Origin of the sequence: Halosimplex pelagicum (assembly GCF_013415905.1) — an archaeon.
GTDB lineage: Archaea > Halobacteriota > Halobacteria > Halobacteriales > Haloarculaceae > Halosimplex > Halosimplex pelagicum.
In genome coordinates this window covers 3,272,412-3,292,719 of the sequence record NZ_CP058909.1, presented here as the reverse complement: position 1 = coordinate 3,292,719, position 20,308 = coordinate 3,272,412, and the positions used below count along the sequence as shown (strand labels likewise).

18 protein-coding genes and 1 pseudogene are annotated in these 20,308 nt (G+C 69.9%); 10 read left to right on the top strand and 9 right to left on the bottom strand.

The window, feature by feature from the left end; translation table 11 throughout:
* The first annotated feature begins 6 nt into the window (after positions 1–6).
* The 6 genes from phoU (at position 7) to HZS54_RS16405 (ending at position 5,471) form a co-directional block, all read left to right on the top strand.
* A complete protein-coding gene (gene phoU / locus HZS54_RS16430; protein ID WP_179918169.1) occupies positions 7–687 on the top strand; it encodes a phosphate signaling complex protein PhoU in 681 nt (226 codons plus the stop codon).
* A 688-nt stretch (positions 688–1,375) separates the two neighbouring features.
* Positions 1,376–1,834: a VOC family protein gene (locus HZS54_RS16425; RefSeq protein WP_179918168.1), complete on the top strand. Its 459-nt coding sequence runs from the start codon at positions 1,376–1,378 to the stop codon at positions 1,832–1,834.
* Positions 1,835–1,922: 88 nt separating this feature from the next.
* Entirely contained in the window at positions 1,923–2,663 is a 741-nt protein-coding gene (locus HZS54_RS16420) for a DUF7979 domain-containing protein (RefSeq protein ID WP_179918167.1), read from the top strand.
* 115 nt (positions 2,664–2,778) lie between these two features.
* Positions 2,779–3,795 (top strand): DUF4129 domain-containing protein, encoded by a 1,017-nt coding sequence (locus tag HZS54_RS16415; protein ID WP_179918166.1) that lies wholly within the window; start codon positions 2,779–2,781, stop codon positions 3,793–3,795.
* Between the two features lie 448 nt (positions 3,796–4,243).
* A complete protein-coding gene (locus HZS54_RS16410; RefSeq protein WP_179918165.1) occupies positions 4,244–5,074 on the top strand; it encodes a DUF7537 family lipoprotein in 831 nt (276 codons plus the stop codon).
* Positions 5,075–5,162: 88 nt separating this feature from the next.
* A complete protein-coding gene (locus HZS54_RS16405) occupies positions 5,163–5,471 on the top strand; it encodes a hypothetical protein (protein ID WP_179918164.1) in 309 nt (102 codons plus the stop codon).
* A gap of 149 nt (positions 5,472–5,620) precedes the next feature.
* On the opposite strand, the gene HZS54_RS16400 is transcribed toward HZS54_RS16405, so the two are convergent.
* Positions 5,621–6,796, bottom strand: coding sequence for a multicopper oxidase domain-containing protein (locus HZS54_RS16400; RefSeq protein WP_179918163.1), 1,176 nt, complete (start codon positions 6,794–6,796; stop codon positions 5,621–5,623).
* Between the two features lie 247 nt (positions 6,797–7,043).
* Here HZS54_RS16400 and HZS54_RS16395 point away from each other — a divergent pair, with 247 nt between their 5' ends.
* Complete coding sequence (locus HZS54_RS16395; RefSeq protein ID WP_179918162.1) at positions 7,044–7,907, top strand: universal stress protein; 864 nt, start codon at positions 7,044–7,046, stop codon at positions 7,905–7,907.
* A 98-nt stretch (positions 7,908–8,005) separates the two neighbouring features.
* Positions 8,006–10,165 (top strand): phosphoribosylformylglycinamidine synthase subunit PurL, encoded by a 2,160-nt coding sequence (gene purL, locus HZS54_RS16390; RefSeq protein WP_179918161.1) that lies wholly within the window; start codon positions 8,006–8,008, stop codon positions 10,163–10,165.
* A 45-nt stretch (positions 10,166–10,210) separates the two neighbouring features.
* Here purL and HZS54_RS16385 read toward each other — a convergent pair whose 3' ends face one another.
* The 3 genes from HZS54_RS16385 to HZS54_RS16375 all read right to left on the bottom strand — a co-directional run bounded on the left by HZS54_RS16385 (position 10,211) and on the right by HZS54_RS16375 (position 12,271).
* The gene (locus tag HZS54_RS16385) at positions 10,211–10,417 is read right to left on the bottom strand and encodes a hypothetical protein (protein WP_179918160.1); all 207 of its coding nucleotides are present in this window, start codon (positions 10,415–10,417) and stop codon (positions 10,211–10,213) included.
* Positions 10,418–10,602: 185 nt separating this feature from the next.
* Entirely contained in the window at positions 10,603–11,793 is a 1,191-nt protein-coding gene (locus HZS54_RS16380; RefSeq protein WP_179918159.1) for a hypothetical protein, read from the bottom strand.
* A gap of 91 nt (positions 11,794–11,884) precedes the next feature.
* Positions 11,885–12,271 carry a DUF7522 family protein gene (locus HZS54_RS16375; RefSeq protein ID WP_179918158.1) on the bottom strand — a complete coding sequence of 129 codons (387 nt, stop codon included), beginning with the start codon at positions 12,269–12,271 and terminating at the stop codon, positions 11,885–11,887.
* Between the two features lie 155 nt (positions 12,272–12,426).
* On the opposite strand from HZS54_RS16375, the gene HZS54_RS16370 reads away from it, so the two are divergent.
* Positions 12,427–13,026, top strand: coding sequence for a YbhB/YbcL family Raf kinase inhibitor-like protein (locus tag HZS54_RS16370; protein ID WP_179918157.1), 600 nt, complete (start codon positions 12,427–12,429; stop codon positions 13,024–13,026).
* 30 nt (positions 13,027–13,056) lie between these two features.
* Here HZS54_RS16370 and HZS54_RS16365 read toward each other — a convergent pair whose 3' ends face one another.
* The 5 genes and pseudogenes from HZS54_RS16365 to HZS54_RS16350 form a co-directional block, all read right to left on the bottom strand.
* Positions 13,057–13,263 (bottom strand): DUF7550 family protein, encoded by a 207-nt coding sequence (locus HZS54_RS16365; RefSeq protein WP_179918156.1) that lies wholly within the window; start codon positions 13,261–13,263, stop codon positions 13,057–13,059.
* A 110-nt stretch (positions 13,264–13,373) separates the two neighbouring features.
* Entirely contained in the window at positions 13,374–15,932 is a 2,559-nt protein-coding gene (locus HZS54_RS16360) for a beta-mannosidase (protein ID WP_179918155.1), read from the bottom strand.
* Positions 15,933–15,992: 60 nt separating this feature from the next.
* On the bottom strand, positions 15,993–16,796 hold the full coding sequence (gene coxB, locus HZS54_RS26335) for a cytochrome c oxidase subunit II (RefSeq protein WP_281377755.1): 804 nt from the start codon (positions 16,794–16,796) through the stop codon (positions 15,993–15,995).
* 120 nt (positions 16,797–16,916) lie between these two features.
* Positions 16,917–18,671, bottom strand: a pseudogene (locus HZS54_RS26330) (cbb3-type cytochrome c oxidase subunit I); the annotation flags it as partial.
* Between the two features lie 231 nt (positions 18,672–18,902).
* On the bottom strand, positions 18,903–19,322 hold the full coding sequence (locus HZS54_RS16350; RefSeq protein ID WP_179918153.1) for a DUF6789 family protein: 420 nt from the start codon (positions 19,320–19,322) through the stop codon (positions 18,903–18,905).
* Between the two features lie 169 nt (positions 19,323–19,491).
* Here HZS54_RS16350 and hisF point away from each other — a divergent pair, with 169 nt between their 5' ends.
* Entirely contained in the window at positions 19,492–20,307 is an 816-nt protein-coding gene (gene hisF, locus HZS54_RS16345; RefSeq protein WP_179918152.1) for an imidazole glycerol phosphate synthase subunit HisF, read from the top strand.
* Position 20,308: the final 1 nt, after the last annotated feature.

Here is a 20,308-nt window from a genome sequence, read left to right as displayed (position 1 = left end):
TGCGGTATGCCACGCGAAGGATATCAGGAGAAACTCGACGCGCTGCGGGAGGACGTCCTCTACATGAGCGAGGTCGTCCTCGAACGCCTGCGGATGGGCCTCGACGCCCTGGAGACCAAAGACGAGGACCTGGCCTGGGAGGTCATCGAGGGCGATGACGAGGTCAACCAGCTCTACCTCGAACTCGAACAGGACTGTATCGACCTGCTGGCGCTCCAGCAGCCGGTCGCCTCCGATCTGCGCTTCATCGCCGCCTCGTTCAAGATCATCACCGACCTCGAACGCATCGCCGACCTGGCCACCAACCTCGGCGACTACACCCTCGAAGCCGAGCGCGATCTCTACCCCGACGTGGACATCCAGGAGATCGGGACACTCGTCATCGAGATGGTCGAGGCCTCGATGGACGCCTACGACGAGGAGGACCCCGACGCCTGTATCGCCATCGCCGAACAGGACGACACCATCGACGAGCGCTGCGAGGCCGCCTCCGGCACCATCGTCCGCGACCTCATCGAGCGCGAGGTCGACGACGAGACCGGCGAGGAAGAGATCGAACAGCTCATGGCCGACGTGTCGCGCCTGCTGCTCACCGTCCGCGACCTCGAACGCGTCGGCGACCACGCCGTCAACATCGCCGCCCGCACCCTCTACATGGTCGAGAACGACGACGACCTGATCTACTGAGACCATCTTTTTCCCGACCGGGTTTCCTCGGTCGCTACGCTCCCTGCGGGGAACCCGGCCGGCAAAAACATGGGTGAAAACACCGTCAGAGCAAGCTCTGACGAGGTGTCGTTCGCTACTCTCACGACACAGGCCGGACGACTCCGGCGCCGGATGCTCAGTGTAGGTAACGGCTGTTGCAGTTACGGTGAGCGGTGTGGTCGGCGCGTGCTGTCGAGCGTGCCCGCCGCTTGGCGGGCCGCTCGAAATAGTCGCGCGAGGGATGAGCACCGCACGCCGTAGGCGCGCGGAGCGCAAGCGGCTGGGGAGGTGTGAGGCCGTCTGCGGTTGCTGTTGCGGTCGCGGTGCAGTTGCTGTCCCTGGCGGACTGAACGGGCGAGGCGCGCTCGCGTTCATGTAGTCGTCTGAGCGGGCACTATCCGCGCGGGCGGTGCCGAGAGCGCGGATATCCCGCTCAGCGACCGCGAGCGCGTCGAGGGCGTTCGTCGCTCGCTGTCGAGTACGGTCGTCGATACTGCTAGCGAGCGCGTCGAGGGCGTTCGTCGCTCACCGTCGACTGCGGTCGCTGTCGTTCGACTTGCTTTCACAACTCATCCAACAGAAACGACCGATACACTCACATGGACATTCGAACGCCCTCCGTCCGGGCCCACTGCGTTGATTGGGTCGGCGACCCAACACCCGGACCATGACGGACGATAGCGAACGCGCACGGATGGTGGGGATCAACCACGTCGCCCTGTCGGTCGGTGACGCCGAGGAGGCCCGCGAGTTCTACGGTTCGGTGTTCGACTTCGAGGTCCGCGGCCGGACCGACTCGGCGGTGTTCCTCGACATGGGCGACCAGTTCCTCGCGCTCACCGAGGACGACGACGCCGGGCGGACGACCGACGACCACCGACACTTCGGGCTCGTCGTCGACGACGCCGACCTCGTCGAGCAACGCCTCGAAGCCGAGGGGGTCGAACGGATCGCCACGGCCGGACTGGACTTTCGCGACCCGTGGGGCAACCGGGTCCAGGTCGTGCAGTACGACGCGGTGCAGTTCACGAAAAGCGAGGCCGTCCTCGACGGAATGGGCCTGGACCTGGACAAGACCGAGTCGGCCCGCGCGGAACTCGCCGAGAAGGGGATGGCCCCCGAGTGAGGACCCGCCCGGGGTCGCCTCGCGGCCGCGTCAAAGACTCGTTTGACCCACGACAAGACCCTTTCCCGTCTGGGACGGCGTTCCGGGTATGGAACGGACTCGACTGATCGTCGCGCTCGTCGCGCTTGCGGCTCTCGGGGGCTGTCTCGCCGCTCCCGGTCCCGGCGACGGCGCGACGCCCACCGACTCGATGGACCCGAGCGACACGCCCGCGACCGCCACGCCCACCGATACGCCGACCGACGAGCCCGCGACGGGAACGCCCGACTCGACCCCGGCGACCGACACGCCGACGGCGGCGCCGCCGAGCGGGTCGCCGACGCCGACCGCGACGCCGGCCGACGGGAACACGGTCGACTACTCGGAGCTGTCGCCCGCGTCGCAGGCGGCGTTCGACGACGCGCTCGACGGGGAGATATCGTTCGTGCCCGACTCGCCGTACGTCGAGGGGACTCACACCGTCGAGGCGGCCGGACCGTTCCGCGACCACGCGTTCGTCCGGAAAGACGGGCAGCGCTACCGGATCGATATCGCGATGGACGGCCGGCTGTACGCCTCCTACGCCATCTACGCCGACCGCGCCTCGCCCGGCGAGAACGCCACCGTGACCGCCCACGCGAACCTCTCCGCCGAGGTCCGCGACGAGGTCCGGTGGGCCGTCGAGAACGGCTCGTACGGCGTCCCGATGGGCAAGTGGGACTCGCTGCCGACGGAACTCGGGGACACCACCTACGTCCGCTACGACGGCGAGACCTACCGGATGAGCTACGCCGTGGGCGACTACTGGGCGGAGACGATGACCGTTGAACCCGTCGAGGCGTCCGGGTAGCCGAACCAGTCGAGTCGCCCGCATCGTCGAATCGACGGCGTAGCGCCGCCTGACTGTCGTGTTAGGCATTCTATGTGTACGAAAAACATTTACAATAGGTAGTCATTGACACGCTATGGACGACTACTTCGACAGGAAGTCGTTGCGGGTGGTCGTGGTCGGCGTGGTGGCGATGGCCGCGATCGCCGTCGGCGCGGCGACCGTGGCGTCGGTGGTCGACACCGGTGCGGCGACACCCGATGTCCCGGACGAGGACGGGCCCGTCGACGAGGGGACGGGTCCGGTGGGAACGCCGTCTGACCCGAACCAGGGGCCACCCGACGAGGGGACGCCGGTCGGGACGCCGGGTGATCCCGGAGAGCCGCGCGACCTGAGCCGCTGCGTCCAGCCGCTAACGACGTGGTGGGGCGGGCTCGCCTACTTCGGCGTGTTCGCGGCGGCGGTCGGCCTGATCAAACGCCGCTACACGTTCGGCGCCTCGTTGCTCGGGGTGTACGCGCTCGCGCCGCCCGTGCTGCTGTCGTACTTCCTCTCGACGGACTGCCCGACCGTCGGCGGGCGTGGGGTCGGGCCGGGGAACATCACCGGCGATACCTTCCCGGGGAGCGGTGGCGACCCGCTGGTCACGAACCTCCCCGCGGAGGCGGTGCTGGGCGTCTTCGGCGTCGTCCTCGTCGGCACCGCGGCGGCGCTGTACCACGCGTCGGGCGGCGACACCATCTCGAACATCGAGGAGCGCGACGCCGAGGCCGACGACGCCAACCAGTTCACCCCGCGGGACCTAGCGGCCGCGGCCGGTCGCGCCGCGGACCGGCTGGAGGAGCACAACGCCGACGTGGACAACGAGGTCTACCGCGCCTGGTGGGAGATGACGAGCATGCTCGACGTGGCCGACCCCGACACGGCGACGCCCGGCGAGTTCGCCGACGCCGCCGTCGCCGCCGGCATGGGCGAGGACGACGTGGCCGAGCTGACCCGGCTGTTCGAGGAGGTCCGCTACGGCCAGCGCGACCCCGCCAGCCGCGAGAAGGTGGCGCTGTCGGTGTTCCGCTCCATCGAGCACGCCTACGGTGGAGGGGACGCGGTTACAGACGGCGACATCGACGACGCATCCGACGCCGAAGCGAGCTAGCGACTCGCCTTCTCGACCGGGCTCGCTCGCAGTTGGATCGACTACGCTCGACGGCGAGCGATGAACGCCCTCGCCGCGCTCGCTAGCAGTATTGCTGACCGCAGGGGACAGCGAGCGATGAACGCCCTCGCCGCGCTCGCGGTCGCTGAGCGGGATATCCGCGCTCTCCGCACGGCCCGCGCGGATAGTGGCCCGCTCAGGCGACCACCGACGCGAGCGCGCCTCGCCCGTTCAGTCCGCCAGGACAGCACCGCCCCGCACGGCACCGCAGACAGCCACGAGCCTCCCCAGCCGATTCGCTCGCCTTCGGCTCCCTCATCCCTCGCGCGGTGTCGTCGCGGCACGGAGGCCGCGACAGCACGCGCCGACCGCACTGCGAATGCCCTTCCGTATCCGGAGGAGCCCGATTCGCCACGCACCTTTTGCCCGCGGAAGCCGAACCGACCGTATGCGCCGGGCGCTCGTCGCGCTGCTCGTCGTTCTCGCCGGCTGTAGCGCTCTGGCGCCCGGAACGGACCGCCCGACGGTGACGCCGGCGCCGGTGCCGACCGACTCGCCGCTCCCGCCGGGCGTCGAGCCGGGCGGCGTGACCGACGCGTCGGCGCTCGCCGCCGCGCACGGGGCCGCGCTCGGGAACGAGAGTTACACGCTCGTCACGAACCGGACGGTCCGGACCGCGAACGGGTCGCTCAGATCGGCGCTGACCGTCCGACTCGCGCTGTCGAAGGCGCCCGCCCGGGACTACCACGCGAGAGTGTCGGTCGACGGCCCGGCCGCGCCGCTCGTGATCGGCGAACCGCCGACGCGGGCGGAGTACTGGGCGAACGACGAGGTGTACCTCCGCCGCCAGAGCGTCGACGGCCGGACGGTCTACAGCCGCTACGACGACACCGACGCGTACGTCGGCACCTGGAGCTTCTGGCTCGGAACGGTCGCGCTCGACCTCGGGCCCGAGACCGACCTGCGGTCGACCCTCGAAGGGTTCGAGACGCGAGTCGCCGACCGCTCGCCCGCGCGGGATCGGGTCCACCTCGTCGGGACGGCCGCCCGGTCCGACGAGTTCGTCGACGACCCCGCCGAGGTCGAGGGCGTCGAGAACGCGACGCTGCACGCGTTCGTCACGGGGTCGGGGTTCGTCGAGTCGTACCACGTCGTCTACGACGCGACCCTCGACGACGGGGAGCGCGTCCGCGTCAGGCGGAGCGTCCGGTTCGAACGGGTCGGGACCACGACCGTCGACCGGCCGTCGTGGTACGACGAGGCGATGAGCGAGGGGTGAGGAACGGCGGACGCGCGGTCGCCGACCGCTCCGTACCGACGAACCGGTTCGGGACGGGCGGTTTCCGACCGGCGGACGAACTCGGGGTATGAGCGACAGAGCCGCGGCCCTGTCGACGCTCGCCGAGCGGGTGGCCGCTCGCGAGGGCGTCGCCGACGCCTGGACGGCCAAGAGCTTCACCGACCGCCTGTTCGTCGTCGAAGTCCCGCCGGACGGGCGGCTTCCCGAGGCGGTGCGCGAGACGCTACACGACCGCGACCTGCGGGAGGCCGACGAGGTCTACGGGATGGAGGGGGCGGACGGCGCCGACTTCGCCGGCGACCTGACCGACGGGCGTCGCTACCGGTTCGTCGACGTGCGCTCGCGCGGCGAGATGCAGTCCTACGTCGTGGAGTAGAACGCGGAGAAGAGCGAGGACGAGGCGGCGGAGACCGCCGATGCCCGTTCGCGATGTCTGACAGGAGTGTGGCGCAGGTCCGGGTTCGGGTCCGGGCCCGGGCCCGGGCCGGCTGGGCGTCGGCGCCGAAGGATATCGATGCGGGAGGTTCAGCCCTCGTAGCCGGCGTATTCCATGAGCTGGGAGAAGATGTCCGAGTCCATGGCGTCGCGGTAGACGATGGCGCCGACCATGCCGCCGGGGTAGGAGTTGCCGTTCATGGCGTGGAACACCTTGTGGCAGTGCATGAGGTAGATGCCGGGGTCGGCGTCGGCTTCGAACTCGATCGTCTTCCGTTCGGCGGGGGCGATGTTGAGCACGTCCTCCTTGTAGCGGGCTTCCTCGGGGATCACCGAGCCGTCCTTCTCGACGACCTCGAAGCGGTGGTTGTGCGTGTGCATCGGGTGCATCATGTACCCGTTGTTGGCGAAGTGGATGCGGACGGTGTCGCCCTGCTCGACGATGACGGGCGAGCCGTCCTCGGGGTGGAGCGTCCGCGGGGCGGACTTGCCGTTGATGGTGAAGACGTTGGGGTTGCGCTCGCGCGGCGAGTAGGAGGCGTCCATCCCCGCCATCTGCTTGTTGAGGTCGTTGTCCCACTCCTTGAGCGTCATGAACAGCTCCTGGTCGGCCTCCTCGTAGCCCTTCGGGTCAACGCGCAGGAAGCCGTACATCCCCATGTCGATGTGGCGGTGGGTCTGGTAATGGCAGTGATAGAGGTGCGTCCCGGGGACGTTCGCGGGGATCTCGTAGGTGTGTTTCTCGCCCGGCGGGACGGTGATGCCCGTCGTCGTCGGGACGCCGTCGTTCTCCCAGGTCTTGCGCTGGCCGTGGAAGTGGACCGTGTGCGGGCGCTTGCCGTCCGTGTTGTCCAGCGTGACCTCCATGTCTTCGCCCTCGGTCGTCCGGAGGATGGGACCGGGGACCGACGGCTCGCGGTCGTCGGCCTGGAACGCCCAGACGGAGGGGAGGTCGACGGGGCCGCCCATGTTCTCCAGCGGGTGGACCTCGTGGTAGGAGGGGACGCTGGAGAGCGTGACCTGGTTGCCCTGCTCGTCGACGTTGACGACCTGGGGCGGGGAGGTCTTCGGGAGATCCGCGGGGTTGGCGGTCTGTGCGGGCGTCGAACCGGTCCCCGACTCGACCTCGGAGACGGTGACGCCGCTCTCCTCCGCGGGGGCGGCCTGACAGCCCGAGAGCGCCATGAAACCGGTCGTGCCGGCGGCGGCTTTGGCGAATTCGCGACGCGACATGTCCGTTCCGGGCGCACCGATGTTGTCGGTCATACTCACTTCGGAGTTGGCAGTGGTACCATAAAGGCCAGTGAGGGGATTCCCACGGTCTGAAAACCGCCCCCAACATCGGGGGTCGATGGGGTATACAGCCGCCCGAACCGGTTCGTCGGGTCCCGTCGGGGGCGAACGTGTTCGCCCCGGTCGGTCGCGGGTCGGCCGCCGGTCGAGCGCGCGGTCCGGGTGGACGACCGGACCGCCGCAGACAGCGTTTTTGAGGCTGGCCCGTGGAGGTAGTGGCATGTACGACGCGATCCTCTTCCCGACGGACGGCAGCGACGCGGCGGAGACGGCCCTCGATACGGCCATCGCCGCGGCCGGGGCGCACGACGCGACACTGCACGTGTTGTACGTCGCCGACACGAACCAGCCGAGCCTGTCGAACGTCCAGGGGCGGGTCACGGACGTGCTGGAGGGCGAGGGCCGCGACATCGTCGAGGAGGCGGGCGCTCGCGCCCGGAACGCGGGCGTCGAGACGGTCGAGGAAGTGATCCAGGGCGGCCCGTCGCGGACCATCTGCGACTACGTCGACGACAGAGGGGTCGACCTGGTCGTGATGGGCACCCGGGGGAGCCGCGACATCGAGCGGATCATCCTCGGGAGCGTCACCGAGCGGGTCGTCCGCAACGCCGACGCCCCGGTGCTGGTCGTCCCGCCGGAGAGCGACCGCGAGTACCCGCCCGAGGCGATACTCGTCGGCACCGACGGCAGCGAGGGGTCCGAGGCGGCGGTCGACGAGGGGCTGGGAATCGCCGAGGCCACCGGTGGCACCCTCCACCTCGTCTCGGTCCTCGAATCGAACGTCCTCGGCATCGATATCGGGTCCTCGCAGATCAGCGAGGCCCGCGAGCGCCGCGAGGAGGAGGTGTTCGCCCCGGCAAGGGAACGAGCCGAGGACCGCGGGGTCGCCGTCGAGACGGCCGTCGAGGAGGGCGACGTGGTCGACCGCCTCGACGAGTACGTCGACGCCCACGGTATCGACCTCGTCGTCGTCGGCACCCACGGCCGGACGGGCCTCGACAAGCGCATCCTCGGGAGCGTCACCGAGAACCTGATGCGCTCCGTCTCGGTGCCGGTGCTGTCCGTGCGCGCGTCCGAGGAGTGAGCGCCGGGGACCGCCGACCGGGCGCTCGGCCGCGGAGAGACCCGGCGTCTGGCCGCGCATGGAAAGCGATTTAGCCGGCCGGGAGCGACCGTCCGGTAATGAGTCTCTCCGACAGCGACCACGACCTGGTGGTCGAGGAACTGGGGCGGGAGCCGACCCGCGCCGAGGCCGCGCTCTTCGAGAACCTCTGGAGCGAACACTGCGCCTATCGCTCCTCGTGGCCGCTGTTGAGCGCGTTCGACAGCGAGGGCGACCAGGTCGTCGTCGGCCCCGGCGACGACGCGGGCGTCGTCTCCATCCCCTCGGACGGCGAGGAGACCTACATCACGATGGGTATTGAGAGCCACAACCACCCCTCCTACGTCGACCCGTTCGACGGCGCGGCCACCGGCGTCGGCGGCATCGTCCGCGACACGCTCTCGATGGGCGCCTACCCCATCGCGCTCGCCGACTCCCTCTACTTCGGCGACTTCGACCGCGAGCACTCCCGCTATCTCTTCGAGGGCGTCGTCGAGGGCATCTCCCACTACGGCAACTGCATCGGCGTCCCGACCGTGACGGGCTCGACCGCGTTCCACGACGACTACGAGGGCAACCCCCTCGTCAACGTCGCCTGCGTCGGCCTGATCGACGACCCCGACCGTCTCGTCACCGCCGAGGCCCAGGAGCCCGGAAACAAACTGCTGCTCGTCGGCAACTCCACCGGCCGGGACGGGCTGGGCGGCGCTTCCTTCGCCAGCGAGGACCTCGCCGAGGACGCCGAGACGGAGGACCGACCGGCGGTCCAGGTCGGCGACCCGTACACCGAGAAACTCCTGATCGAGGCCAACGAGGCCCTCATCGACGAGAACCTGATCGAGTCGGCGCGGGACCTGGGCGCGGCGGGGCTGGGCGGGGCGTCCTCGGAGATGGTCGCCAAGGGCGGGCTCGGCGCGAACATCGAACTGACGAACGTCCACGAGCGCGAACCGAACATGAACGCGATGGAGTACCTGCTCGCCGAGAGCCAGGAGCGGATGTGCTACGAGGTCCGCCCGGAGAACGTCGAGCGCGTGAAAGAGATCGCCGACCGCTACGATCTGGGCGCCTCGGTCATCGGCGAGGTCACCGACGGCAACTACGTCTGCACGTTCGAGGGCGAGACCGTCGTCGACGCGCCCGCGGAGTTCCTCGGCGACGGGGCGCCGTACAACGACCTGCCCGCCGAAGAACCAACGGAACAGCCCCGCGACCTCCCGGAGGGCGTCGACCTGGCGGAGGCGTTCGAGGCCGTCGTCGGCAGTCCGAACACGGCGTCGAAGGAGTGGGTCTACCGGCAGTACGACCACGAGGTGCAGGTCCGCACGGCGACGCCGCCCGGCGACGACGCGGCCGTGATGGCGGTCCGAGAGGCCGGGACGGGGCTGGCCTTCTCCTCGGGCGCCGACCCCAACTGGACGACCGCGGCGCCGTACGAGGGCGCTCGCGCCGTCGCGCTGGAGAACGCGACCAACGTCGCCGCCAAGGGCGCGACGCCCCACGCCGCGGTCGACTGCCTCAACGGCGGTAACCCCGAGAAGCCCGACGTGTACGGCGGGTTCAAGGGAATCGTCGACGGGCTCGCCGAGATGTGCTCGACGCTCGACGTGCCGGTCCTCGGCGGGAACGTCTCGCTGTACAACGACTCCGTCGCCGGCCCGATCCCGCCGACGCCGACGCTCGCGCTCGTCGGTGTCAAGGACGGCTACGACGCGCCACCGCACTCGCTGTCCGGCGAGGGTGACCTCCTGCTGGTCGGCGCGCGCTCGCTAGAGGGTGACGCCGAGGCGCGTCTCGGCGGCTCGGAGTATCTCGCGCAGTTCGGCGGCACGGATCGGTTCCCCGAGTCGCTGGACTACCCGGACGCGTTCGTCGACACGCTGGTCGACGTGGCGAACGACGACGCGACGCTCGCGACCCACGACGTGAGCCACGGCGGCCTCGCGGTGACCCTCGCCGAGATGATCTCGGAGGAAGCCGGCGCGAGCGTCGACCTCGACGCGCCGTCGAAGGGCTCGTCCGCGGCGCTTTTGTTCGGCGAACAGGCCGGCCGAGTCGTTATCGAGACGACCGACGCGAGCGCGGTTCGCGAGGCCTTCGACGGCGTCGCGCCGGTCTACGACCTCGGGAGCGCCGACGGCTCCGGGACCCTCGGCGTGGCGCTGGCCGACGGCGACCTGTCCTACGACGCCGCCGAGGTCGCGGGCCTGCGCGACGTGATCGACCGGGAACTGGACTGACGCGGGAGGATAGTCGCTCGACCGCCGCCGTCGACGGGCCGGCGGTCAGACCCGTTCGACCTTGACGCCGCCGCAGTTCCCGCACGTGCGGATGTTCATCGTCGGGTTCTCGAAGTACTCTTTCCCGCAGCTCTGGCAGACGTGGCTCGGTCCCACCGACTCCCGGTCAGCGGCCTCGCGGTCCACCGCCGTTCCGTCCGCCGCGTCCCCTTCGTCACCGAACAGTCGGGTGATTCGTTTCAGTAGTGGCATTCGTATCTCTCCCACTCACAGGTCGGTCAGCGACGGGAATAGGCGTTCGTGCAGTTACGTGTCGGGGTGTGTGTCAGAGGGTGTCACGTTACGGGTTCGAAGCCTGCAGGCGCGAAACGACCGCGACCGAATCGGCGAGGGCGCTCCGCTCGGCGGTCGAGACGAACGCCGTCAGCCGGCGCGGTTCAGCCCAGCGCCGAAAGGACGGTCACCCCGATGTCGGCCGCGCTGTCCGGGAGGACGTAGTAGGGGGCGATCTGTACCGCGACGCCGTGGACCGCGTAGACGACCGCCGGTGCCCAGACCGTTCGCGCGCGCTCGAAGGCGACCGCGGCGACGCCGACGGCGACGGCGTAGCTGACCGCGGCGGGCCCGAAGCCGGCGCCGAGGAGCGCGAATCCGACGACCGCGACGACGGCGCCCAGCGCCGCGGCCGCCCCGGCGGCAGCGAGCGTCGACCGACCGCGACCCGAGACCAGGTCCCGCTCGTCCCAGAAGCGCCCGTACGCGAGGGAGGCAGCCAGCACCGCCACGATCGCGAGCATCAGCGCCGCGAGGACGACGAGCCAGCGGACGGAGACTGGGACCGGGTCGAGGACCGGTGAGAGCGCGACCGGGACGGCGGTGATCGCCCAGTCGGCGCCGAACGCCAGCAGCGTGACGGCACCGGCCGCGGCGGCCGGCGACCGATAGCGACCGAGCGCGGTCTGGACGGCGCCGTTGAACAGCAGCGCCGTTCCGGCGGCCGTGATCGTACCCGGGACGGCCGTCGTCAGGAGCAGCGACGGGACCGAGGGCGCCGCTCCGTACCGGAACGCCGCGAACGGCACGTCGGGCCAGCCGACGAACGTCGCGCCGACGGTCGCGAGCACGACGCTCACGACGACGGCGACCACTGCGAGTCCCATCACGGTCCACCCGTCGCGGGTCGGGGGCATCGTCGGGATATCGAGGTCGGCGGCCCGGGCGTATCCGGCGGCGAGGAGGCCGACGGCGGCCAGGTACCCGGCCGACCTGACGACCGGCAGGGCCGAGACGCCGAGGTCCAGGCGGTCGAACGCGACGTAGACGGCGACGGCGACCAGCGGGACCGCGGCCAGCCCCGCCTGCGCCAGTTCGTCCCGGTCGAGCCGCTCCTCGCGCCCGGCCGCGAACGCGGCGTAGACGGCGCCGAGGCCGGCGAGCGCGACGGCGCTGTACGCGAGGGTCACCAGCAGCGGCACCCTGAGGAGACCGGTCACCGACGGAAGCGTCCCGGCGACGTAGCCGACGCCGAGCCTGACGAGGACGAGGCCCGCAAGCACCGCGACGAGCGCGGCGAACCCGACGGTCGTCGGACCGTCAGCCGAGGAGCGTCGCTGGAGGGAGGCGCACATGGTCGCGAGTAGTCAACCGTCCAGCATAAGCTTGGGGCCCCGCGGGTCGGCGGTCACCGCCCTACGCCGCTGAGGACCGCCGAGGACCGCGCTACGCCGACTCGCCGATCTCGGCGAGCGCATCGTCGACCAGACCGGGCACGTCGACGGACGCCTCGTCGTCCAGTAGGGCGTGGAAGCCGACGCCGTCGCCGGGGTAGAGTGCGATACCGATCCCGTCCTCGGTGATGCGCACCTCGGACCTGACGCGGCTACCGTACAGTTGCCCGCTCACCTCGGCCTGCTGGAGGTCGTACACCGCGTCCTCGTGCATCTTCTCCGGCGAGCGGGTGTCGACCTCGGCGACGAACCGCTCGAACCACTCCTCGCCGTAGAGGAACTCCGACGCCTCGTCGGTGAACCGCGTGACCGTCAGGAGACTCTCGCCCACCCGCTCGCGCAGACACTCGACCAGACCCTGATGCTTCGTGACGCTCACGTCCGACCGGAAGCGAGCGGCGATAAAAACCGTTCCCACCGACTTCACGCGCTGAGAGAGCCCGGGCGGAGCGAGTTCCCCCGACGCCGGTCCGTGCGGCGCGCTCGCGCGTCGTCGATCGAAGCTCCGATTACCGTGTCGGACTGAGTTCGGGTATGCGACGCCGGGACGTACTCGCGACGGTCGCCGGCGCCACCGCCGTCGGTGTCGCCGGCTGTGCCGGGTCAGAGGCGGAGACGGAGACGCCGCGGGCGTTCCGCGTCTCCAGCCCGGCGATAGACCCCGACGAACAGTTGCCGGCTCGGTTCACCTGCACCGGCGAGGGCGTCTCGCCGCCGTTCGCCGTCGAGCGCGCCCCGGACCCGACCGCGGGGTTCGCGGTGACGGCGTCGTTCAACCAGGGCCCGATCACCGACAGGACCTTCTGGACGCTGTGGAACGTGCCGACCGACCGCGACCGGATCCCCGCCGCCCTCCCGAGCGAGCCGGTCGTCGAGTCGCTCGGCGGAGCGCGACAGGGCCGGCCCGAGGGCGGCGAGGCGGGCTACATCTCGCCCTGCCCGCCGCGGGGCGAACCGTTCACCTACCGCTTCCAGGTGTACGCGCTCTCGGAACGACTGTCCGTCGAGGGCGGAGCGACCCACGACACCGCGAGCGAGGCGATCGGCAACGCCGTCCTCGCGAGCCGGCGGTTCTCCGTCGAGTACACGCGCCCGGCCTCCGATCCGGGCACGGAAGCGGCGTCCGACGGCTGATCTCGGGGCCGGTCCGCGTCGTGGCCCGACCTAGACCAGCGCGATCGGCAGCACGAACGTGAGGGCGACGCCGACGAGCATGACCGCGATCCCGACGCCCACGTCGCGGCCGACGTACTCGCTCTGGGGTGCCGTCGAGCGCAGCGGCGGCTCCCCGGCCGGGAGGTCCTTGTTGGCGGGGTCGTAGTCCGGGCGGTCCTCGTGTCCGTGCGCCGCGTCCTCGTGTTCGTCGACCATGGACTGGGATTCTCCCGGGGGCCACCTTAGCGTGTCGGAACGGACCGACCCGACGACGGAGCCTCGTCGTCGCTCGTGTGGCGGCCGTGTCACCCCGGCCCCGAACCCGGTCAGTACGTCTCCCGGAGGTGACGCACCGAGAGCTCGTCTTCCAGTTCCGCCTCGACGAGCGCGTCGCGGCGGCCGTCGTAGGCGTCGAAGGTGAGCGTCCGCTCCTCGCCGGGCGCCAGGTGGAGGTAGTCATCCGAGAACGCGCCGGGCATCGTCCCCGGGTCGAGTTCGACGAACAGCGCGGCCCGCTCGGCCGCGACCGTCACGTCCGTGCCGTCTATCTCGACTGCGAGTTTCGTCTCGGGGAGTGCGAGGCGCTTGTAGTCCTCGAAGAAGACGGTCGCCGGATACGAGTCGGGAGTGTCGATGCTCTCGTCGTCGCTCTCGAACGCCGCGCGGACCATGACCTCGCCGGGGTCGACGCCCTCGGGCAGATCCGCCCGGTCGACGGTCGCCAGTTCGACGCTCTCGTGGGCGTCGACGTCGACGGCGACGCGCTCCTCGTGGACGAGTTCGCCGCCGAAGGTGTGGACCTCCAGAGTGACTTCGCCGGACAGCGGCTCGGTCTCGTCGCTGGTGACCCACAGGGTCTGGGCGGTCACGTCGCCCCAGTCGGCCTCCTCGGGGTCCTCGGCCTGGGCGTTGTCCACGCCGTCGCGGCCCTCGAAGGAGGGGTGAAAGGAGAGCAGGACGGGCGCGAACTGTCTGCGGGCGGCGTACTGCTGGGCCTTCCACTTGCCGTCGTACTCGATAGAGGCCCAGGAGGCTACGGGCCACAGGTCGTTGAGCTGCCAGTACAGCGCGCCCATCGTCGTCGGTTTGCGCCGGCGCCAGTGTTCGATGGCCGTCGACATCGCCTCGGCCTGGAGGAGCTGGGAGAGGTAGACGAAGTCGTCGAAGTCGAAGGGGAAGCGGAAGTAGTCGGCCATCCGGCGGAGGATAGTGGTGTTGCCGCCGGGGTTGCGCTGGTGGTGTTCCATCATCGGCGAGGTGGGGTTGAAGTCGGCCTCGTCAAGGACAGTTCGAAGCGAGTCGATGGAGGGGAACGACTGGTAGCCGAACTCGGAGACGAACCGCGGCTCCGTCGTGAGGTAGTCCTCGAAGGGCTGGCCCTGGTGCCACACGTCCCAGTAGTGGATGTCGCCCTTCTCGAAGACGTACGGCTCGAGTTCGTCCGGGCCGCTCGACGGGGAGCCGGGCCAGTAGGTGCGCGAGGGGTCCTCCTCGCGACAGGCTGGGCCGACGGTCTCCTCGTAGAGGGCGGCGTAGTCGTCGAGGTGGTCCTCGTGGTGGTCGTGCTCGACGAACCAGTTCTGGGCGGCCTCCTCGTTCTCGTTGTTGGCGCACCACAGCGCGATAGAGGGGTGGTTGGCGAGCCGGCGGACCTGGTAGCGGACCTCTTCCTCGACGGTGTCGAGGAACTCGTCGTTCGCGGGATGGAGCGAACAGGAGAACATGAAGTCCTGCCAGACGAGGATACCGTACTCGTCACAGCGGTCGTAGAAGGTCTCCTCCTCGTAGTAGCCGCCGCCCCACACTCGCAGCATGTTCATGTTGGCGTCGGCGGCGCTGCGGATCAGGTGTTCGTAGCGCTCGTCGGTCACGTCGCCGTACAGCGGCGCGGTCGGGATGGTGTTGGCCCCCTTCGCGTAGACGGGTTCGCCGTTGACCTCGAAGGAGAAGGAGATCCCCACGTCGTCGGGCTCGACCACGAGGTCGACCTCGCGGAAGCCGACGCGGTCGGACTCCGTGTCGCAGGCTCGCCCTTCGCCGTCGCTCACGGTCACGTCGAGGTCGTACAGCGGCTGGTCGCCGTAGCCGTTGGGCCACCAGAGTTCGACCGACCCCTCGTCGACCGGGACCGTCAGTTCGACCTCCTGTTCGCCGCTATCGAGGTCGACGGACTCGGTGACGGCGGCGTCGGCCACCTCGACGGTCAGGTCGTAGGTGCCGGCGCTCGGAGCGTCGATCCCGGCGCGGACGGTCAGGTCGATCCCCTCGCCGGCGTGGTCCTGTTCGGTCTTGGTGTAGCGCACGCGCGGCTCGGAGTAGGCGACGATGGAGATGTCGCGGTAGATGCCCATCGTCGGGAGGCAGGGCCCCCAGTCCCAGCCGTAGTGACACTGGGCCTTCCGGACGAAGGGGCGGCCGGGCTGGTCGACGGGGTAGCGGATACAGGGCACCTCGTAGGGGTACTCCGCGGCGCGCTCCTGGCCGTATTCGACCGGCGAGCGGAACGCGACGGTGATCTCGTTCTCGCCGGGTTCGAGCGCGTCGCTGGCGTCGAACTCGTGGCCGACGTGCATGTTGACGGAGCGGCCGACTTCCCGCCCGTTGATCGAGACCGTCGCGACGGTGTCGAGGCCGTCGCACTGCAGGAGTACGCGGTCGTGGTCGAGCAGGCGCTCGTCGACCTCGACGGTGCGCCGATATGTCCAGTCGGACTTCCCGACCCACTGCACGTCGAGTTCGTCGTCTTCGACGAAGGGGTCGGGGATCGCGTCGACGTTCAGGAGATCCGTGTAGACGCCGCCGGGCACCGCGCCGGTCCGCCACTCGCCGCCCTCGCGGCCCGCGCGGCGAAACTGCCACTCGCCACCGAGTGAACGTTTCTGCATATCCGGGAGTCGCCAGCGGGCAGTAAAACCCTGCCGTCCCCGGAAGGTCGGTCCGGCGACTCACCCGGCTCGACCGGAGAGGGCCCGGACCGTCGCGTTCCCGGCGGCGTTCCGGCCGACCGTGTTTCCAACGGTCGCGTTTCCACCGGCCTCGTTCGCGGCGGCGGTCCCGTTCCCGGCGGCGAGGGCGTCGACCCGCTGCCCGTACTCCTCGGGCGGGACGACGCTGAGGGTCGTCCGCATCCGCGAGTGGCCGACGCCGCAGAACTCCGCGCAGTAGAGGTGGTACTCGCCGGGGTCGAGCAGCCGAGTGTGGAGCAGGTTCCACTGGCCGGGGAAGGCGTCCTGTTTGAGCCCCAGCGCGGGGATGTGGACGGAGTGTAACACGTCCTCGGCAGTCACCTCGAAGTACACCGGCCGGTCGGTAGGCGCGTAGATCACGTCGGTGTCCGCGACCGAGGCGTTCGCTGCGGGGTATCGGACGCCGTAGTTGAATTGCTCGGCGACGATCTCGATCTCGACGGCGTCGGCGGGCCGCTCGCCGGCGGACTCGGCCGCCCCGCTGACGAACGGGGAGGCGAGCACCCCGTAGGAGACGACGGCGACGAACAGGAGCACGAACGCGGTCGCGACCGTCCAGCCGATCTCCAGGGACTTGTTCTCCGGCGTCGGGACCGCGACGCCGCCGCGGAATCGCCAGACGGCGTAGACGAGGACTCCCTCGACCAGCAGGGCGAGCGGGACGGCCACCAGCAGCAACCGGCGGTTGAGCGTCCGAATCAGCGCCTCCGTCGTCGAGTCGAACCCCGTCAGCGGGAGCAGCAGGCGCCCGGCGACGACGAGGACCGCGATCGCGACCGTCACCGCGGCGACGAGTCGGAGCGCCCCCCGGCCGCCGATCGCGTCGTCGCGGGCCGACCGGTCGAGGGCGCTCGCGTGGTCCGGTTCGGCCGGCGTCTCGTCCCCGGTCGATTCGTCGTCGGTCGGCGCGCCGCCGTCGGTCCCGCCGTCGCTCTCGTCGTCTCCCGCGCTCTCGTCGTCCTCGGGCGCCGAGTCGTCGACGGCGGGGGCTCGTAGCGTCGGTCGACCCGAGGGGTGGTGCCACTCGCGGGCGCGCTGGCCGGTCTCGGCGAGGTCCCAGGCGTCGTCGTCGGTGACCGGGGGGCCGACGCGGTAGGACTGGACCATGTTGAACGCCCAGAGAGCGGCCGCGAGCCCGATCAGCAGCGCGCCGACCGAGGAGACCTGGTTGAGGAGCGCGAACGCCTCGGGGTAGGTGGCGTAGCGCCTTGGGAGCCCCTCGGTGCCGGTGACGAGCATCGGCAGGAAGGTCACCGCGGACCCGACGGTCAGCACCACGGCCTGGGCGACGGCGACGGGGCGGTTGTACCACCGGCCCGTGATGAGCGGGAACCAGTAGTAACAGGCCGCGAACATGCTGAAGGGGATGACCCCCATGACGATGAGGTGGAAGTGGCCGACGACGTAGTAGGTGTCGTGGACGACCAGGTCGACGGGGATGGAGGCGAGGAAGACGCCGGTGATGCCGCCGACGACGAACAGCGCGAGGCCGCCGAGACAGAACAGCATCGGCGCGGTGAGCCGGACACGGCCGTTCCAGAGCGTCGCGATCCAGTTGAACGTCTTCACCGCGCTCGGGACGGCGATGGCGATGGAGACGAACATGAAACTGGCGCGGACCCGCGGGTCGATCCCGGTCGCGAACATGTGGTGGGCCCAGACGCCGAAGCTCAGGACGCCGATCGCGAGCGTCGAGTAGACGACGAAGCGGAAGCCGAACAGCTCGCGGCCGGCGAACTTCGGGAGGATGTAGCTGACGAGGCCGAATGCCGGGAGGACGAGGATGTACACCTCGGGGTGACCGAAGAACCAGAACAGGTGTTGCCAGAGGATCGGGCCGCCGCCGTCGACGGTGAAGAAGGTCGTGCCGACGACCCGGTCCAGCAGGAGCATGACCATCGCGCTGCCCAGCAGCGGGAACGCGAACAGGATTATCCCCGACTGGGTGAGGATGTTCCACGAGAAGAGGTCGAGGTCGGCCCACGACACCTCCGGGCCGCGCTCGGTGACGATGGTCGCGATGAAGTTGATAGCGCCCATCGTCGTCGCGACGCCGCTGAGGTGCAGGCCGATCAACAGCAGGTTGACCTGCTGGTTGGGGTCCTGTATCGACAGCGGCGTGTACATCGTCCAGCCGACCCCCGGCGGCTCCAGGGCCAACAGCGGGTCGACGACGCCGCCCAGTCCGCCGAACGGGGCCATCGCGTTCGGCGGGAGGAGTCCGAGAGCACCTTCGAGGGTCTTGCCGATCAGCTCGGTGACGATCCCCGCGCGGGTGATCAGCAGCGCGGGCGGCAACAGCCAGAAGGCCAGCGCGTTGATCCGCGGGAACGCCATGTCGTCGGCGCCGATCAGTAGCGGGATGACGTAGTTGGCGATGCCGGCGAACACCGGCGCGGCGAAGAAAAACAGCATCGTGATCCCGTGGGTGGTGAACAGAGCGTTGTACGTCTCGGCGTTCCAGACGGAGACGCTGGGGGTCAGCAGCTCCGTCCGCATCATCATCGCGTCCATCCCGCCCCAGAGGCCGGCGACGGTGCCGAAGGCGAGGTAGAGCAGGCCCACGTCGCGGTGGTCGACGGTCGTGAGCCAGCGGCGCGGACCGAGGGGCTTCGCTCGCACTGTCCCGCCGTCGGTGGTCGGGGTCGCGTCGCCCATCGTGGTCACGGAGTCCTCCCGCGGCTCCTCGGGTTCCGCGAAGGGCTCGGTCCGGAGCCAGACGACCGCCACGAGGGCACAACAGGTCGCGACGACGACGAGACCGGCGAGGAGTCGGGACATAGGGCGGTAGTGGCTATCGGGTGTTGCGAAAGCCGGCGGAAAAGTATGCGTCGGGCATCGCGCGGTCACGCGAGCCTACTCGCCGCCCGCGGGGGGTGTATCCCGACCTTACGCGTGTTCGTCGGCGAGGCTCGCGTACACCGCGCCGAGGACGAACCCGTAGACGAGGTGGGCGATCAGGGTGAACGCGACGAAGAGGACGACGATCGCGCCGGTCACGTCGCCGCGACCGACGATGGCGAACGCGATCCACAGCGGCAGCGCGAACAGCATCCCCGCGACCGCGGGGTCCAGGTCGAGCGGGACGTACGGCTTTAGGCTCACGAACAGCAGCGGCCAGGCGACGGTGCCGACCAGCGCGTAGACGACGAAGCCGACGAAGAGGTTCTCGGGCATCCGGACGAACCGGGCGATGGCTTCGAAGATCCCGATGGCGTAGCGGGTCTGGACCTCGAAGATCGCCAGCGCCGCCGACATGACCATCGTCCCGACGGCGCCGGCGGCGATCGCGGCGACTGCGCGGTTCATCGTCCGGGCTATCGCCGATCCGCCTCAAAAGTATTCCCCGGATACCGTCGGGGGAGCGGGTCTCGTGACCGTGCGGGCTCGCGTCGCGGGTTCCGCGACCGAGGCGGCGACCGACCCGCCCGGGAGAGCGGATACCTTTTGCCACTCGCCGCCCGAGTCGTCGGTATCAATGGGACTGACGAAGCGGATCATCCCCTGTATCGACGTCGACCTCGACGACGAGGGGAACGCGGCGGTCTACACCGGGGTGAACTTCGAGGACCTGGCCTACACGGGCGACCCCGTGGAGATGGCCAAGAAGTACAACGAGGCGGGCGCCGACGAGTTCGTCTTCCTCGACATCACGGCCAGCGCCGAGGGCCGCGAGACGATGCTCGACACCGTCTCGCAGGTCGCCGACGAGGTGTTCATCCCGCTGACCGTGGGCGGCGGCATCCGCACCCGTGAAGACGTCAAGGAGACGCTCCGCGCGGGCGCGGACAAGGTGTCCATCAACACGGGCGCGCTGGAGCGGCCGGAGCTCATCACCGAGGGCGCCCGCGCGTTCGGCAACCAGTGCATCGTCATCAGCGTCGACGCGCGCCGCCGGTTCGACGAACAGGGCGAACACTACGTCGAGGTCGACGGCGAGTCCTGCTGGTTCGAGTGTACGGTCAAGGGCGGCCGCGAGGGGACCGGAACGGACGTGGTGTCGTGGGCCGAGGAGGCCGAACAGCGGGGCGCGGGCGAGCTGTTCGTCAACTCCATCGACGCCGACGGGACGAAGGACGGCTACGACATCCCGCTGACGAAGGCGGTCTGCGACGCCGTCTCGACGCCCGTCATCGCGTCGTCGGGCTGTGGCGGGCCCGAGGACGCCTACGAGGTGTTCACCGACGCGGGCGCCGACGCGGCGCTGGCGGCCTCTATCTTCCACTTCGACGAGTTCTCGATCGACGAGGTCAAGCGCTACCTGGACGACCGCGACGTGCCCGTCAGACTGTAAG

Excerpts from the sequence above, each read along its gene's own strand:
- phoU (WP_179918169.1), top strand. The coding sequence starts at position 7 with ATGCCACGCGAAGGATATCAGGAGAAACTCGACGCGCTGCGGGAGGAC.
- HZS54_RS16425 (WP_179918168.1), top strand. The coding sequence starts at position 1,376 with ATGACGGACGATAGCGAACGCGCACGGATGGTGGGGATCAACCACGTC.
- HZS54_RS16420 (WP_179918167.1), top strand. The coding sequence starts at position 1,923 with ATGGAACGGACTCGACTGATCGTCGCGCTCGTCGCGCTTGCGGCTCTC.
- HZS54_RS16415 (WP_179918166.1), top strand. The coding sequence starts at position 2,779 with ATGGACGACTACTTCGACAGGAAGTCGTTGCGGGTGGTCGTGGTCGGC.
- HZS54_RS16410 (WP_179918165.1), top strand. The coding sequence starts at position 4,244 with ATGCGCCGGGCGCTCGTCGCGCTGCTCGTCGTTCTCGCCGGCTGTAGC.
- HZS54_RS16405 (WP_179918164.1), top strand. The coding sequence starts at position 5,163 with ATGAGCGACAGAGCCGCGGCCCTGTCGACGCTCGCCGAGCGGGTGGCC.
- HZS54_RS16400 (WP_179918163.1), bottom strand. The coding sequence starts at position 6,796 with ATGACCGACAACATCGGTGCGCCCGGAACGGACATGTCGCGTCGCGAA.
- HZS54_RS16395 (WP_179918162.1), top strand. The coding sequence starts at position 7,044 with ATGTACGACGCGATCCTCTTCCCGACGGACGGCAGCGACGCGGCGGAG.
- purL (WP_179918161.1), top strand. The coding sequence starts at position 8,006 with ATGAGTCTCTCCGACAGCGACCACGACCTGGTGGTCGAGGAACTGGGG.
- HZS54_RS16385 (WP_179918160.1), bottom strand. The coding sequence starts at position 10,417 with ATGCCACTACTGAAACGAATCACCCGACTGTTCGGTGACGAAGGGGAC.
- HZS54_RS16380 (WP_179918159.1), bottom strand. The coding sequence starts at position 11,793 with ATGTGCGCCTCCCTCCAGCGACGCTCCTCGGCTGACGGTCCGACGACC.
- HZS54_RS16370 (WP_179918157.1), top strand. The coding sequence starts at position 12,427 with ATGCGACGCCGGGACGTACTCGCGACGGTCGCCGGCGCCACCGCCGTC.
- HZS54_RS16365 (WP_179918156.1), bottom strand. The coding sequence starts at position 13,263 with ATGGTCGACGAACACGAGGACGCGGCGCACGGACACGAGGACCGCCCG.
- HZS54_RS16360 (WP_179918155.1), bottom strand. The coding sequence starts at position 15,932 with ATGCAGAAACGTTCACTCGGTGGCGAGTGGCAGTTTCGCCGCGCGGGC.
- HZS54_RS16350 (WP_179918153.1), bottom strand. The coding sequence starts at position 19,322 with ATGAACCGCGCAGTCGCCGCGATCGCCGCCGGCGCCGTCGGGACGATG.
- hisF (WP_179918152.1), top strand. The coding sequence starts at position 19,492 with ATGGGACTGACGAAGCGGATCATCCCCTGTATCGACGTCGACCTCGAC.